Origin of the sequence: Paenibacillus sp. MAEPY2 (assembly GCF_000499205.1) — a bacterium.
GTDB classification, from domain to species: domain Bacteria; phylum Bacillota; class Bacilli; order Paenibacillales; family Paenibacillaceae; genus Paenibacillus; species Paenibacillus vandeheii.
This window is the reverse complement of the sequence record NZ_AWUK01000008.1, coordinates 22317-37876: the sequence shown is the minus strand read 5'-3', so window position 1 is coordinate 37876 and position 15560 is coordinate 22317. Positions and strand designations below refer to the sequence as shown.

Annotated in this window: 14 protein-coding genes; 3 read left to right on the top strand and 11 right to left on the bottom strand. The window is 46.5% G+C overall.

All coding sequences use genetic code 11. The features are described 5' to 3' along the window. Positions 1-129: 129 nt before the first annotated feature. The 3 genes from P364_RS0106570 to tkt form a co-directional block, all read right to left on the bottom strand. Positions 130-1485, bottom strand: coding sequence for a glucose-6-phosphate isomerase (locus P364_RS0106570; RefSeq protein WP_024629348.1), 1356 nt, complete (start codon positions 1483-1485; stop codon positions 130-132). 186 nt (positions 1486-1671) lie between these two features. Further along, complete coding sequence (gene ppnP, locus P364_RS0106565; RefSeq protein WP_024629347.1) at positions 1672-1989, bottom strand: pyrimidine/purine nucleoside phosphorylase; 318 nt, start codon at positions 1987-1989, stop codon at positions 1672-1674. Positions 1990-2131: 142 nt separating this feature from the next. After that, positions 2132-4174, bottom strand: a complete 2043-nt coding sequence (gene tkt, locus P364_RS0106560) for a transketolase (RefSeq protein WP_024629346.1) — start codon at positions 4172-4174, stop codon at positions 2132-2134. Between the two features lie 434 nt (positions 4175-4608). On the opposite strand from tkt, the gene P364_RS0106555 reads away from it, so the two are divergent. Further along, the gene (locus tag P364_RS0106555; RefSeq protein ID WP_024629345.1) at positions 4609-5097 is read left to right on the top strand and encodes a hypothetical protein; all 489 of its coding nucleotides are present in this window, start codon (positions 4609-4611) and stop codon (positions 5095-5097) included. A gap of 78 nt (positions 5098-5175) precedes the next feature. On the opposite strand, the gene purU is transcribed toward P364_RS0106555, so the two are convergent. Further along, a complete protein-coding gene (gene purU / locus P364_RS0106550; RefSeq protein WP_024629344.1) occupies positions 5176-6069 on the bottom strand; it encodes a formyltetrahydrofolate deformylase in 894 nt (297 codons plus the stop codon). 22 nt (positions 6070-6091) lie between these two features. Next, the gene (locus P364_RS0106545; protein ID WP_024629343.1) at positions 6092-7219 is read right to left on the bottom strand and encodes a deoxyribonuclease IV; all 1128 of its coding nucleotides are present in this window, start codon (positions 7217-7219) and stop codon (positions 6092-6094) included. A 170-nt stretch (positions 7220-7389) separates the two neighbouring features. Here P364_RS0106545 and P364_RS0106540 point away from each other — a divergent pair, with 170 nt between their 5' ends. Both P364_RS0106540 and P364_RS0106535 read left to right on the top strand, forming a co-directional pair. Continuing rightward, a complete protein-coding gene (locus tag P364_RS0106540; protein WP_024629342.1) occupies positions 7390-7860 on the top strand; it encodes a DUF2621 domain-containing protein in 471 nt (156 codons plus the stop codon). A gap of 157 nt (positions 7861-8017) precedes the next feature. Further along, positions 8018-8929, top strand: coding sequence for a TIGR01777 family oxidoreductase (locus tag P364_RS0106535; RefSeq protein WP_024629341.1), 912 nt, complete (start codon positions 8018-8020; stop codon positions 8927-8929). Here the strand turns inward: P364_RS0106535 and P364_RS0106530 are convergent. From P364_RS0106530 to P364_RS0106505, 6 genes are all read right to left on the bottom strand, one after another. After that, positions 8918-10834, bottom strand: coding sequence for a DUF6382 domain-containing protein (locus P364_RS0106530; RefSeq protein ID WP_024629340.1), 1917 nt, complete (start codon positions 10832-10834; stop codon positions 8918-8920). The two genes, P364_RS0106535 and P364_RS0106530, sit on opposite strands and share 12 nt — an antisense overlap. A 63-nt stretch (positions 10835-10897) precedes the next feature. After that, positions 10898-11401 carry a prepilin peptidase gene (locus P364_RS0106525; RefSeq protein ID WP_024629339.1) on the bottom strand — a complete coding sequence of 168 codons (504 nt, stop codon included), beginning with the start codon at positions 11399-11401 and terminating at the stop codon, positions 10898-10900. Positions 11402-11418: 17 nt separating this feature from the next. Next, positions 11419-12468 (bottom strand): pilus assembly protein, encoded by a 1050-nt coding sequence (locus P364_RS0106520; RefSeq protein WP_081717923.1) that lies wholly within the window; start codon positions 12466-12468, stop codon positions 11419-11421. A gap of 29 nt (positions 12469-12497) precedes the next feature. Next, positions 12498-14648: a hypothetical protein gene (locus P364_RS0106515; protein ID WP_024629337.1), complete on the bottom strand. Its 2151-nt coding sequence runs from the start codon at positions 14646-14648 to the stop codon at positions 12498-12500. Positions 14649-14705: 57 nt separating this feature from the next. Next, positions 14706-15383 carry a TadE family protein gene (locus P364_RS0106510; protein ID WP_024629336.1) on the bottom strand — a complete coding sequence of 226 codons (678 nt, stop codon included), beginning with the start codon at positions 15381-15383 and terminating at the stop codon, positions 14706-14708. Next, positions 15361-15555, bottom strand: coding sequence for a Flp1 family type IVb pilin (locus P364_RS0106505; protein ID WP_024629335.1), 195 nt, complete (start codon positions 15553-15555; stop codon positions 15361-15363). Before P364_RS0106505 ends, P364_RS0106510 begins: the two co-directional genes overlap by 23 nt. Positions 15556-15560 lie beyond the last annotated feature (5 nt).

Here is a 15560-nt window from a genome sequence, read left to right as displayed (position 1 = left end):
AAGAAAGCAGTTCCCCGCGTGGACGCGGACGAACTGCCTTGGTTTAACATTCGGGAAACCATTGCTTTGACAAAGACTCCCCGAATGTAGTTACATTACCTTATTTAGCTATATGAGCAGACCGATGAATTATTCGGAAAGTCTCGCTTCCAGCGCTGCTTTCTCTTCTTCAAAGCCTGGTTTGCCCAGCAAAGCGAACATATTTTTCTTGTAAGCTTCCACGCCTGGTTGGTCAAATGGATTGACTCCGAGCAGGTAACCACTAATGCCGCATGCTTTTTCAAAGAAGTATACCAGATATCCGAAAGAATATGGAGACATATCTGGAATGTTCACAATCAGATTCGGTACTTGACCATCTGTGTGTGCAAGCAGTGTTCCTTGGAATGCTTTTTTGTTAACAAAGTCCATCGTTTTACCTTCAAGGAAATTCAGACCATCCAGATCATCCGGATCCGCTTCGATCGAGATATGCTCCGATACTTCAGCAACCTGAATGACGGTTTCGAAGATGTTCCGGCTTCCCTCTTGAATGAATTGACCCATGGAGTGCAAGTCAGTCGAAAAATCAACGGATGCAGGATAGATCCCTTTATAGTCCTTACCTTCACTCTCTCCGTACAGCTGTTTCCACCATTCGGATACAAAGTGCAGGGATGGCTCGTAGTTCACGAGGATTTCTGTTCCTTTACCTTTGCGATACAACGCGTTACGAACAGCTGCATATTGATATGCTTCGTTCTCAGCTACGTTCGGGTTGCTGTACTCTTTGGAAGCATCAGCCGCACCTTGCATCATTTCCTCAATGCTAATGCCAGCTGCTGCGATTGGAAGCAAACCTACAGCCGTCAGAACGGAGTAACGTCCACCTACATCATCCGGGATAATGAAGGATTCATAGCCTTCTTCATTTGCCAGTTTTTTCAGTGCGCCGCGCTCTTTATCTGTTGTTGCATAGATACGTTTGCGCGCTTCTTCTTTACCGTATTTTTTCTCCAGTGCTGCACGGAAGATACGGAAAGCAATCGCTGGCTCCGTAGTTGTACCGGATTTGGAGATGACGTTAACCGAGAAGTCTTTGCCTTCAACCAGATCCAGCAAATGAGTTACATATGTGGAGCTAATGTTGTTTCCTGCGAAATAGATTTCAGGCGTTTTGCGTTTTTCTTTAGGCAGGTTGTTGTAGAAAGAGTGTGTCAGCATCTCAATCGCTGCACGAGCACCCAGGTATGATCCACCAATACCGATAACGATCAGTACTTCGGAATCGCTTTGGATTTTGGCAGCCGCTTTTTGAATACGGGAGAACTCTTCTTTGTCATAAGCGGTAGGCAGGTCGATCCAGCCTAGATAATCCGATCCTGTACCTGTTCCGTTGTGGAGCTGCTCGTGAGCCAAACGAATCGGTTCAGCGAAATAGTCCACTTCATGCTGATTGACGAATTGCAGAGCTGTGCTGTAGTCAAACTTCACTTTTTTTGCCATGATCTATAAAACCTCCTGATATCGGTAGCGTATTTTTTTCCGTTTTCCATTCGAAACAACTTAGCCTAAGGATACTTCAAATCCACAGGACTGACAAGCTTGCAGCCCGAACTTTGTCGTTAGAGTTTAAGAAGCAAAAAGGGTTAACCGAATCCGCGAGTCGCGGTTCTGGTTACCCTTCTTGTATTATTCCGCCGGGTACGAACAGCAGTAGTCGGTAACGCTGCGTATCTCCAGTTTAAATTTGGATTCGGCAGGCACGTGGAACGTAGCTTGACCTTGAATCTCTTGCCAATCTGCTTCTCCGGGAAGCAATACTCTCAGATCGCCGGACAGAATCTCCATAATCTCACGGGAATCTGTGCCGAACTCATAATTGCCTGGAAGCATAATGCCCAGAGTCACCTTGCTGCCATCCCCCAAAATAACTGTTCTGCTCGTTACTTGACCCTCATAATAAATGTTGGCCTCTTTGACTACACTGACTTGATCAAACTGTGACATGCGTACCCGCTCCCCCTGAAGTTAATGAAAACAAAAGGCAAAACAGATCAGGGCGGTTGCCCGCCCATTCTCTGCCGGAAATCACTTGCTGCTCGGCAGGACAGAAATCAAACTGTCCCTCCTGGCAGCATTTTTCAAGCTATTACAGCAATGCTTTCACGCGACTAACCACGTTCTCCACAGTGAAACCATACTCTTGGATAACACGGTCGCCAGGCGCGGATGCACCAAATGTGCTGATTCCGAGAATGTCGCCTTGGTCGCCGACATATTTTTCCCAGCCCATTGGATGAGCCATTTCAATCGCCAGACGAGCTTTCACATCCGGAAGCAGGACGGATTCTTTGTATGCTTTGTCCTGTTTCTCGAACAGATCCCAGCTCGGCATGCTGATTACGCGAACTTGGATACCTTGTTCAGCAAGTGCTGCTTGGGCTTTGACAGCCAGTTGCACTTCGGAACCTGTTGCGATAATTTGGGCGACAGCTTTGCCTTCTTTTGCATCAGAGACAACATACGCACCACGTTTCACGTTCTCACGTGAACCTTCAACGGTACCTTCCAGAATCGGCAGGTTTTGACGAGTGAGTACGAGTGCAACCGGATTGCTCTTGTTCTCAAGCGCATAAGCCCATGCTGCAGAAGTTTCATTACCGTCAGCCGGACGAATAACTGTCAGGTTAGGAATGATACGCAGGGATGCCAATTGCTCGATTGGTTCGTGAGTAGGACCGTCTTCACCAACAGCGATACTGTCGTGAGTCAGAACATACGTCACAGGCAGACCCATCAGAGCAGCCAGACGAACAGCTGGACGCAGATAGTCTGTAAATACGAAGAATGTACCTCCGAATACTTTCACACCACTGTGCAGTGCCATACCGTTCATTGCTCCAGCCATACCGAATTCACGGATACCGAAGTAAATGTTGCGACCGGAATAATCTTCTGGTGAGAAGTTCTCCAGATTGTTCAAGTGAGTCATTGTGGAGCTTTCCAGGTCAGCAGATCCGCCTGTCAGTTGTGGCACGTTATGAGCCAAACCGTTCAGCGCATTACCGGATGCTACACGTGTGGATACCGCTTTGTCTGTTGCTGCATATTTAGGCAGATCGCGATCCCAACCTTCTGGAAGGTCGCCATTGATTGCTGTTTCGAATTGAGCTGCCAGCTCAGGGAATGCTTTTTTGTACTCGGCCAATTTCTCGTCCCAAGCTTTGTTTGCAGAGATACCACGATCTTTCACTTGTGCAAAGTGGTCGCGAACTTCAGTTGGTACGTGGAAATCTTCCTCGTAAACCCATTTGTAAAATTCTTTAGTCAATTTGGCTTCGTCTGAACCCAGTGGAGATCCGTGAGTACCGCCGTGGCCGCCTTTACCTTGTTTGTTCGGGCTACCATAACCAATAACAGTTTTAACTTCGATCAGTGTAGGACGCAGTGTATCTGCTTGACCTTCTTGGATCGCTTTTTCGATTGCAGGCAGATCGTTACCATCTTCAACGCGCAGCACTTGCCAGCCATAAGCTTCAAAACGCTTCGCAATGCTCTCAGAAGAAGACAAGTTCAATTTACCATCCAATGTGATGTCATTGGAGTCGAACAACATGATCAATTTGCCCAGGTGCAAACGTCCAGCCAGGGAAGCTGATTCATGGGATACGCCTTCCATCAAGTCACCGTCACCACAGATTGCATACGTGTAGTGGTCGATTACGTTGAATTTGTCTTTGTTGTATGTTGCGCCCAGTTGAGCTTCAGCCATAGCCATACCTACAGCCATTGCAATACCTTGACCCAGTGGTCCAGTTGTTGCATCAACACCTGCAGTATGCCCGAATTCCGGGTGACCCGGCGTTTTGCTTCCCCATTGACGGAACTGTTTCAGTTGATCCATAGGCAGGTCATACCCGCTCAGGTGAAGCAAGCTGTACAGCAACATGGAGCCATGTCCTGCGGACAGGACAAAACGGTCCCGGTTAACCCAAGTTGGGTGGTCCGGGTTATGTGTCATCGTTTTTGCAAAAAGTTGGTACCCCATTGGAGCGGAGCCCATAGGCATTCCCGGGTGTCCGGAATTTGCCTTCTCGATTGCATCAATCGCCAGTGTACGTACGGTAGTGATTGACAGATTGTCGATGGTGTTGTTTTCTTCCTTTTGAATCGCTTCGTTCTTGTCAGTCATGGTTTGTCCTCCTCATGTCTTTAGATAAGTCGGGTTGCGCAAGCGAATCCCTCTCATCATACAAGCAAACCGAATTTCACAATAAGTGAATCCGCTTGAGTGTTTCATTTTGACTTATTCACTTTTGTATTGTATCACTTGGCGTGAAGGTTTTCCATAACCTTCTTTTAGAAGATCGGGAAAATTCGGCTGTTTGTGACGAGGGATTTGTTTCCAGTTGCGCAAAAAGAGTGTCATACTGAGCATTTCAGTATATCTTCTAGCTCAGCCAGCATCGCAAATCCATCGGATGAAGTATAACCTTTAAGCGGAAAACCATACTCTTTTTAGATATTGAAGTTGATTTTGCATATAATGTTCCTTGATCATGATTGGAAAATCGGACTTTTGTGCACATCAGGCTATACTTCATATCAAATAAGGAGGATTCGCTTATGCTGAATCATTCTGCTAAGTCAACAAAGTCGTTAAAGCACATATTACCCTGGAAAGCCGGGGTTTTAACAGGGATCACATCAGGTCTAGTGCTTGGATTCTTTTTAAAGGCCATGCAGATTTACACCGGTGTAAAAGTCTATACCCTGCTGCTGAACATCGATTTTGTTCCCTGGCTCCCGCCAACATTACCCGAATACCTCGAATTTGTGCTGCATCTTATCGTTTCCATAATCCTCGGCATCTTGTACATCTGGTGGATTCAGCGTTCGGGTCATCCGATATCCAAAGGCGTCCTGATTGGCGTGCTCTCTTCTCTGCTGTATATTCCGCTCTCCCAGCTGTCGAGTCGTGTGCCTGATCTGTATGATGTAAAAGCGATCCTTTACTGGCTGGCAGGGCATCTGTTATTTGGCGTGGTCGTTGGTTTGTGCGGTTATGTATGGCGACACAACCAAAAAGGCAATCCCCCGTTCAGACACGAATAGGGAATCGCCTTTTTCTTTTTTTAGGAATAAAAGTATATATCTTTCCGAATCAACCTTGCGCAGTATTAAAGCATTAGCTTAAAATACAACGGTTTTATTTTCATGAACCAGTACACGGTCTTCAACATGCCATTTGACGGCACGGGCAAGAACAACACGCTCAATGGTACGTCCAATGCGCTTCAACTCAGTTACATCATCCCCGTGGCTTACACGCTGTACGTCCTGCTCAATAATCGGTCCGCCATCCAGCTCTTCCGTAACATAGTGAGCCGTCGCACCGATAATTTTGACACCGCGGTTGTACGCTTGGGCATACGGTTTACCGCCGACAAAGGCAGGCAAAAACGAGTGATGAATATTAATGATGCGGTTACGGTAATGCTCAATGAACATTGGGGAAATGATCTGCATGTAACGCGCAAGAATGATTACATCGATATCATTACCAATGACGTCAAGTTGGCGCTGTTCCGCTTCCTTCTTCGTATCCGCTGTAACCGGAATATGATGATAAGGAATGCCAAATGATTCTACATAGTCCTTCATATCCAGATGATTGCTCACGACAAGTGCAATGTCTGCATCCAGATCGCCAGCCTGCCATTGCCACAACAGCTCGACCAGACAGTGATCCTCCTTGGATACAAAAATGGCCAGTTTCTTCTTGCGGCTAACCGCGGAAAGACTCCAATCCATTTTGAAACGGCTTGCCACTTCTTCAAAATCAGCTTGCAGCTTGGGCAGGTTCGCCGACAACTGTGGAAGATCGAACTCGATCCGCATAAAAAACATGCCACCAGCCGGGTCCATGGTGTACTGGTCCGACTGAACAATGTTTGCACCATGCTGGTGCAGGAAATGGGAAACTGCAGCAACAATTCCGGGTCCATCAGGACAGGAAATGAGCATCCGCGCCCGATCGGCGCGGTTTTTAACATCAGGACGTACTTGTTTAGCGTGAATCTCCATCGGGTTATTCTTCCTCCTTCAACTATGCCAGGACGAGCAGTTCTTTTCCTGCAAGCCAGGCAATCAAGCGATGATTCAGTTGTTCTTCATTCAAATGCGGGAACAATGCGGCTTCAGCCACGAGGTCATACAGACGTTCCAACGGTTCACGCGGGTCGGCTTTTTTGGCTTTGGCATCATTTTTGAGCAGCGTCCAAACATCCAGTACGTACGAACGGGACTCAATCTCTTTTCCTTTGAAGAAATGATGCAGTTGTTCCACTTCTGTCAGGAACTCGGGGCCAAATCGACCAGCAACATCCCCGCGAAGCAACGCGATTTCCGCTTCATACATTGGACGCTGTGTTTTGGCATCTTTACCAATCCAAGGCGTTTCCAAAATAAACGGACGGCCCTTCAGAGCTTCATGATGCACGATGCGGTTAATTGCCTCAAAACCAATCCAGCCGGAGCCAATTGGTGTATGACGGTCCTTGTGCGCACCTACAGGGTTCTTACTATCATTAATATGCATTACGGCAATGCGGTCAAGCCCTACCGTACGATCAAATTGTTCAAGAACACCGTCCAGGTCGTTTACAATGTCATAACCTGCATCGTGAATGTGACATGTATCCATACATACGGTAAGGCGTTCATTGTGTGTAACCTTCTCCATGATCTGAGCGATTTCTTCGAAGCTGCGGCCCATTTCAGTCCCTTTGCCAGCCATCGTTTCCAGCGCGATATTGACATCCGTCTCTTTTACACCTTCTAACACTTCATTCAATCCTTCAGCAATACGTCCGATGCCGTAGTGAGCATCTTTGTCCGTAAATGCGCCGGGATGCAGCACGATATTTTTGACACCAATCGCATGTGTACGACGAATCTCTTCCTGAAGGAAACTTACGGCCAGTTCATACGTGTTTTCTTTGTATGATCCGAGGTTAATAATGTATGGCGCATGGACAACGATATCTTCCATTCCGCCGTCTTGCATCGCAAGCTTGCCTTCCTCAATATACATGGACTCAATAGGCTTGCGGCGGGTATTTTGCGGTGCACCCGTATATATCATAAACGAACTTGAACCGTACGAGGACGCTTCCTTCGTTGCACTCAATAACCCCTTGTCCGAAAAGGACACATGGGAGCCGATTTTCAGCATCATTAATCCCCCTTTTTCTGAATTATTCCTTATTCTAACGCGATTATCGAAATAAATCTAGAAATGCGCTATAATTCGGGATATAGGCTATTTTTTACAGCTATAATTTGGAACATGGGTGGGCGGAATCCGTCTTTCCGTGAAAATCAATAAACCGAGGTGACTCCGCAATGATTTTCGGCTCCTACGCTTTGACGTTGACCATTAGTTCCCCCAGCAATTGGTTTATGAATACGATCGCATTCTGGACCGTTCTTTTGCTCGGAAGTATGTGTGTTGGCGGATTTTTTATGATGCGAAAGTTTTTGAAAGTGCTTCCGAAGGCTGACGGGAAATCAAAACTCGATTGGCAGAACCACTGGGTTGAAACCAGTCGTCATTTATGGACTGATGAAGCAAAAGCTTTTCTCGACCAGCTTGTAGAACCTGTACCTGGACCATTTCGAGATATCGCCAAACATTCCATCGCAGCAGAAATCGGCAAAATTGCGTACGAAAATAATGCGCCTGAAGTATCCAGGGATCATTGCATTAAAGGATACATTATAGCCACACCAAAGCGGGATAATAAGTTTCTGGTAAAATTTCTGGAGAAGAACCAAATTGACTATTCGCCTTATAAACATTTGATGAATAAATAGATCATGGATTTCAGCAGAACATGTATTTTGCTTACATATGTGCAAACATGCTCCGTCAGGTAAGTCATTCCCAGCAAGGCTGTGCTTACCATCCGGGGCTGTTTGCCGATTCGAGAATATATGTCTGTACAGTCAACCTAACAAGGAGGTCGCCAAGATGAAGATTGCGATTTGCGGAGGTACCGGTTTTGTCGGAGGAGCGCTCGTTGATTACTGGCTTCAGGCAGGCCATCATGTGAAAGTTATTACACGCAAACTTCCGAATTTACATAATCCCAGCCAAAATCTTACCTATATCTCATGGGAACAGGTGGAGGAACAGCCTCATTTGCTGGAAGGAATGGATGCATTGGTGAATCTTGCCGGGGAAACGTTGAATCAACGCTGGACAACCAAGGCAAAATTGGAGATTGTGGAATCCAGGGTGACCACTGTAGCGCGTGTCGCCAAATTGGTGAATACACTGGAGAACAAGCCAGAGGTAGTCGTACAGGCATCTGCCATGGCAATCTATGGCACCTCTGCTTCGAAAACCTTTGATGAGAGCAGTCCGCAACAATCGATGAATTTTCCATCCCGCGTATCGGAACAATGGGAAGTTGCTGCCGATGCCATCAAACATGTGAGACTTGTAAAGATTCGCGTTAGCCTCGTGCTTGGTCATAAAAAAGGTGCCTTTCCATTAATGAAACTGCCTTATATGCTTGGTGTTGGAGGCAGGGTGGGAAGTGGCAAACAGTGGACCAGTTGGATTCATATTATGGATATTGTACGTTTGATTGATTTCACAATCCAAAATAAAGAAATCTCCGGTCCGGTGAACGCCTCTTCGCCCAACCCGGTAACCAACGATGAATTCGGACACACGGTAGGTAAGGTGTATCATCGTCCGCACTGGTTCCCCGTACCCGGAATTCTGATCAAAACACTGGTTGGAGAACTCTCTGTCGTGCTGCTTCAGGGACAGCGGGTCATCCCGCAAAAAGCGTTGGATCACGGATTCCAGTTTACCTTCCCTACATTGACCGAAGCACTGGAAGATCTGAAACACCGGGGTCTATCCGACTGATCGATACGTGTAAACTGACTCAGCCAACGTAAAGGTATCTCCATCTTCGAGCGGATATTCTTTGTACGGAGCAAGGACATTGCCCTTGAGAATGGTTCCATTCACAGAACCCAAATCCTTAATGACATAGCCCGATTTGTTCCGGCTCAATTCCACATGAGCACGGGACACGCCGGTGGCTGAATCCACCCACTGGACCATATCCGCCGATCGGCCAATGACAAACGATGCACCACGGACATCCATCCGTTCATTTTTTTCTCCTGTTGCTGATCTGCGTTCAAGATAAAAAGAAGGTATCACTGGACCTGCTCCTGTAATGCCTGCTCCGGCAACACTCTGCAAGTTTACAGTTGCATCAGCCGCCGCATGATGATGGAAGAGCTCCGATGTTGCAGCAGTGGCTTCGATAGCATGCTGAACGAAAGGTTCATCAGAAGCCTCGGATGGTATATGCAGATTCTGAAAGCGAGAATTCCCTGCTACAGGTGACCTGGATTCAAAAGAATGCCCCCGCTCTGATTGAGCACTCTGACTCTGCATATCACCAGACCTCTGTTGACTCGTGTAACCTTGTGCATATGCATTACCTTCTGGTGACATTTCAGATGCATTCCAACGCCAGCTCTCCTGAAACATCTCTTCTTCACTTTCTTTTTGTTTATCTTTGCCTCTGCCCAAGCCAAATAAAGCAGATCGCTTATTCGATGAACCCTCCTGTAATTCGCCATCTGCATATTCTTCATTCGGAATTTTTTTGCGTAGCAGATTGGATTTCGAATTTCCGAATTTCCCTTTAGTCACCCACGCCCAACCCGCGATACCAAGCAACCCAGCACTTAATGCTGCGGATAGAATCATTTGTGTCTGACCCGGTTGTTCCATATAGATAAATCTCCATACCAGCGCCATGGCAATCATACAGCCCAGAAGGATATAGGTCGTTTTGGAAGATCCCTGCTTCTCGTCCTTTTCCATGTCATCGTCCTGTAATGAATCAAATGTTTGGCGCTGTGACGGATTCGTAACACCTTTTGATTGCAATGAAGACTCTATCGGTGAACGTCTCCGGGAAAATCCTGAAAAGGGTTTGTTAAGCGCTTTGTCTTCCTCTGTATTAGATACTCTTGGTTGCTGGAATGATTTCGATTGCTGCTCAGCTTCACTACTTCCATCCGATTGACGATACTGATGATCTTGCCCACTTCTCTTTGAAAACGGCTCATTTCCCCGCTCTGGAATTGCAGAGATTGGCATTCCCAATCCAATGTCAGTTGACCCGGATGATCCACGCGAAGACATAAACGATGCCTGGCCTGAACCATTCTGCTCATCTGCATATAATTCAAGCAAAAGTTCACGCAGCTGTCTGATATCCCATTGTTCACTGTCACATAGCTGGAGGACACGCTGAATCCCTTCGCCTTGGAGTTCCTGAACATGGGACATTAGCCTGATAACCAGTTCGCGGAATTGCTGAGCGGTCGGATCAACCTCAACCGCATCGACAATCGGGATGTATACCAATCCAAGTTCTCCTATTTCCAGTGAACCATTAATAAATATGTACTCTTCCTGAATCTGTAATTTACGTGAATCCAACATATATTGTCTACATTCCGTAAACGTGTCTGCCAATTGAAACAATAGACCATATAACACGCGCAATTTGATTCTTCCTGACTTTAACATCTGAGGTAACATCTTATACCCTGAAATGTCATACTGTAACGTTACATTTCGATCCACCTCGCGGATATGAACGGGAAGAAGCCTTGGAATTTGATTGGAAGACAGCATGCCCATCTGCACACGGCTCAGTTCGTCCATTCGCAGCCCTTCCGCTTTCTCCAAAACCATAAACGATCCGCCGTTTCGAATGAAATCTCTCGTTAATCCATACATGTCAATCCTCTCTTTCCGTTAATAAGCTATAATTCACAATTCCCACATCTTATAAAATTTTTATTAAGACATGTAGATATAGGAGCTAATGAATCCGGGCAATACGGCCAGCATAAAAGGAAACTTTAATGTCTTTTCCTGATTGACCAGCTTGAGCGAACCGAGCATGAAGAAACCAGCAAGATTTCCTGCCATCCCGCGAATCCGCTTCGCGGAATCCCTGCGGAACAAGAGAATGACTAATCCAATTGCCCCTGCGTACAAAACGGAGTAAATAATAACGTGAACGCCGAAGGCCAGGCCAGTCCAGGCGCCAATGCCTCCAAACAATTTAACATCTCCCGCACCCACTGCACCGATCATATACATTAGGAACAACACACCGAACCCAACTGCGAACCCGGATGCTGAGAACAGAACCCCCTCCCATCCTCCCCAGATAATATGGGCAAGTACTCCCATGACAGTCACTGGTAAAGTTAAACGATTTGGAATTTTCATCGAACGAACATCTGTAACAAAAGCTGCAATCACATATAGACCACAGGCCAGGTAAAAGCACTGCACCTCCATCATCTCCTTTATTATTTTCTGGAAGCTACATTAAACTCAGTAACCGTCTTGGCACCATCCGCTGTCTCCACAACAAACGTCCATGTGCCCTCCGTTGTACGTGTTCCTACAAACCAGTTCCACTCGATCACACCATTTTCATCGGCAGTCGCCCATCCAATATGCTTGGCCGAACTTTCTCCGGACTTGTAAAATATCGTCAAGTTCGCTGTAGCTCCGGGCTCCACTTTAACCTTAATCGTCGCATTGTTGCCTATGTATGCCGGATCCGGTTTTGATAAAATGGTTGCATCTCCTGCGGAATCCGCGTCTCCTCCACTGCTGCTGGAACCTTCTCCGGTATCTCCGATCCATACCCGTTCTGCTGCTGCCGCTTGAATGCGTAAAGATTTCCCCAAGAAGGGGACTTTAACAGGCAATTCATAGCTCAGTTCAAGCCGGAAGTACGGATTCGTTTTATTTTTGAGATCAGGTATGGAAATACCGTTAACATGAACACGCTCAATATCCAGCACAGTAGTATTAATAAATGGCTGAAGTAACGGTTTAACAGTCGGATCAAGCACGGTCTCAAGTACGGATGTCTTGATCTCCTGTAACGGTTGTTCACCTCTGGCAGCGGCTGCACGTACCCAATCGCTTAGCGGCTCTGGTAGTGAGGAGGCATAATCTTCGGCCCATTCCGTCAGTGACAGCTCAGGTATTTTCCATCCACCCTCCGAGCCTCCACTACCAGCGGAATCAGAGGGCGAGAATACAAGAGAGACCGGATATATCTTAGTGGATAACTGTTTTACCGCTTCTCCTGCCGTGCTCTGCAACGCTGTCGATACTAAAGTCATCTGTACGATATAAATCAGGAACATGACAAAGAACAGGAATACAGGCAAAACCAGTGAGGCTTCCAAAACAATGCTGCCTTGTTCCCTTTTTGGAGAACGCAACTTTTGGAGAAAACGTATCTGCTTATTCAGTAATTTCAATCTTTCCAGTCTGTTTATTCGTGTTAGTCGATTGTGCAAAAATGCCAAAACTTTTTCCTGCTGATGCTGCTTATCCATAATCCCTCCACCGAAACGACCCGGATTATTTAATAGGAATAATCGGCCTTCCGATCAATGAAAAATCGCCCATCTTCTACCTGGTCAGCACTACCCATGACAGCACCTATACTTCTGGTGACTCCCGGCAAAAACCACAGCTTGATACTGCTGCGCATGTTTCCCGAGGCATAGGTCTGCTTCTCGTCCGGGTTCACGCCCGTATTTAACCTGATCAAAGCCAACATTCTGGACATTTTGCGTTCATTGTTGCTATGCATTAAAAGGAACAATCGGAGATGATCCCTGTAGGTAAGCTTGACTTTGATATATTTAGACAATTCCACACTACCGTCTTTAGCCAATTTCACCATATCTGCTATAGCGTTTGTAATTCCATATAAAATGGCAGCAGATAGTACAAGAAGTGGATTCCCAAGCTTGCTGTTCTCAATTAATCCTTCTGCAGTTCGAATCGCCAGACGCATACCAAAGATCTCCGCATATGCAGCAGCAATGTTGCCCGAAGGATTATGAAAACCATAGACGATGTATTCCAGTTCCTGATTCTCCAGTTTGAATACTTCACCAGAATCTCCGCTACCTTCAGTCCAGTTGAACAGTTGTCCAAAATCCATTGAATTAAAATACGCCAGTGCATACTCATTCTGGAACAATTCATCGCCAAGGCTATCCAGCAGACCAGACATACCGCTGAATAAACTGTCCATTCCGTTCATGGCGTTACCACCAGATTCATACGGATCGCCAGCAATCTCTGCCTTTTTGGCTTCCTCCCGGCTCGCTTTGTTAAAAGCGATGTTGGCGTTGTAGTACTCTTCCAGCTGTTTGAAAGCTTCCGTTGATCCAGAGCTTCCCTTTTCAATCTGCGACAAAATCCGTTTAACATCCTTCAACTTCCCTTTGGATTCCTTGTCATTCGCTTTACGCTGGGCATCAGATCCGCGACCGCTTTCCAACTGCTGTTTACTTTGAAGAATGACATTGGAGGGTCCACTTCTCACGTAAGTGTCCATGTATCGTTCCGTTACCTGACTAGCCTGTCTAACCGCTGGTTTAATGGAAACACCACTCATCACCGTAACAGTGCGAAGCTGTGTATTAAGCTCCATGCTGTCATTTCTGACATTGGTAAAATCCGAATTTTGCGAGCGTATACGTGCGTTTAACTGATCGAACAGCGTATCAGCTCTTACAAGTTCCGAAGCAAGGGAGCGTGTACTTTTGGCTTCACTACCCGATCCGGTAGACGGAGGGCTCGTCCCAGGCAGCGTTGAGTTGCCTACTTTTTCGTAACTGGCATTCTGTGAACGGTTCTCCCCTTCAGCGATTACCCGCTTCATTTCCTCATTGATTTTGCGAGCTTCTTCAATCTTGACTTGTGCTTCCTCCAATTTCGCCTGGTGAGCCTGCAATGCTGGCTGTATGATCACGCTTATGCCTGTCGCCACATTCCCCGTGCCTGTACGATAACGAGCCAGCTCCAGCATATACGATTGCTGGTTGAAGGGCAGTCCTTCATCCATTTGTTTCTTGTTCAGATAATCCGCATATCGTGCTGCTACCTCAGCGGCTGTCTCAGGTGTGTCTCTCAGCATCTCATCGTATATCGCAGAAGAAGGCGGGTTCATGATCAAAGCCGGAAGAGCCTTCAGCTTTTCGGCCGACTCCGTCTGATTGGCTATTGCTTCGTCCAGCAACTCCTCACGTTTGTCATACAGTTTCTGCAATTTTTTGAGCAAATCCACGGTATGAGCAGCTTCTTTCATCTCTTCCGACATTGGCTTAAAACGATTGACTACTTCCAGGGTAAAATCAACTGGCGCTCGATATTTCATATCCTCTTGAATCTGGCGATTAAAAATATCATACCTGCCCAGCTCACGCTCCATGCTCAGTGAAGTCGTATCCCATTGGATATCCAGAATAGGAAATCCATCTTTTACAGCCGAGGGCTTCACACTATCATTCAGCACCTTGGCCATAATAGCCTCACCACTGCTGTCACCGTATCCAAACAGACCATACTCCCGCAGGGACGTGTCATAGGCTGACATCACAGATCTCATCGCCGCATGCGTCATTCGTTCTGCCTGTACTCTGAAAGCAGCAATACGTGCATAATCAATGAAAATGGAAACAAACATAAAGATTCCAGCCAAAATCAAGATCAAGAACACGGTTACAGCTCCTGATTCATCGTCTTTTTTTCTGAACAGCGTTTCCTCCTCCTTTCCTCATTTTTTGGTTTTGCCAAAATGCTGCACAACCTGTCCTGCTTCAGCGGCAGTACTGGCTGCGGCTCCGCCCTTGCCTTTAAATTTGGCTGCATAATAACGGACCAGATCTACCGTTCGGATGAATTCTGTCGGTTCTACAACCGCAGATGATCCTTGCGTTAATGCACTGTTACCTGAATCGAATAAAAAAGAAGGCAGCGGTAAAGAAATCACCTGCTCCAGCTTGGTCGTTACTTTTCGCTGGGTCAGCGAGTTCTGATATTCAATCGTTCCTTTCATGCCAGAAGGTATGCCTTGTGCGGCTTGGGACAGTTTCTTTTCCGAAAGGCTTCCTCCTTCTCCCGCAGGTACAGCAACAATAACCTCATTGTCCGCTCCCGCCCAACCAAACAGTGCTCCGAGCAATCGATCATCGGTCACTCTCCAGTACAAGTTGTCATGTTCCCCAGCCACAACTTCACCCGTCATCGCCTGCTTGTGGCTATTGTCCCAGCTGTAGGCGGCACGTTCAGAAGCTGCATAGGCATGCTGGTTCAGAAATGTCTTCTGATACATGTAGATGGAGAAAAAGAGAATCAGGACGAGAATAAACAACACGATAGGGAAGACCAGGGAGGCTTCAATGGTGAAGCTCCCTTCTTCCTTTTTCAATCTACTTACTCGGGAAAAATTCATTACTTTTCGTGTCCACTTTACTAAGCAGGCTCGTAATTAATGCTGAAATTTGATTCTTAAATATCAATGCAATAATGATAATAACGCCGATGATCAGAATGAGCTCCAGCGTACCGAGTCCATCTTCTTCCTTCCAAAATCCAGTTACCTTGCTTTTCATTAAGTTCAGCATCCCAA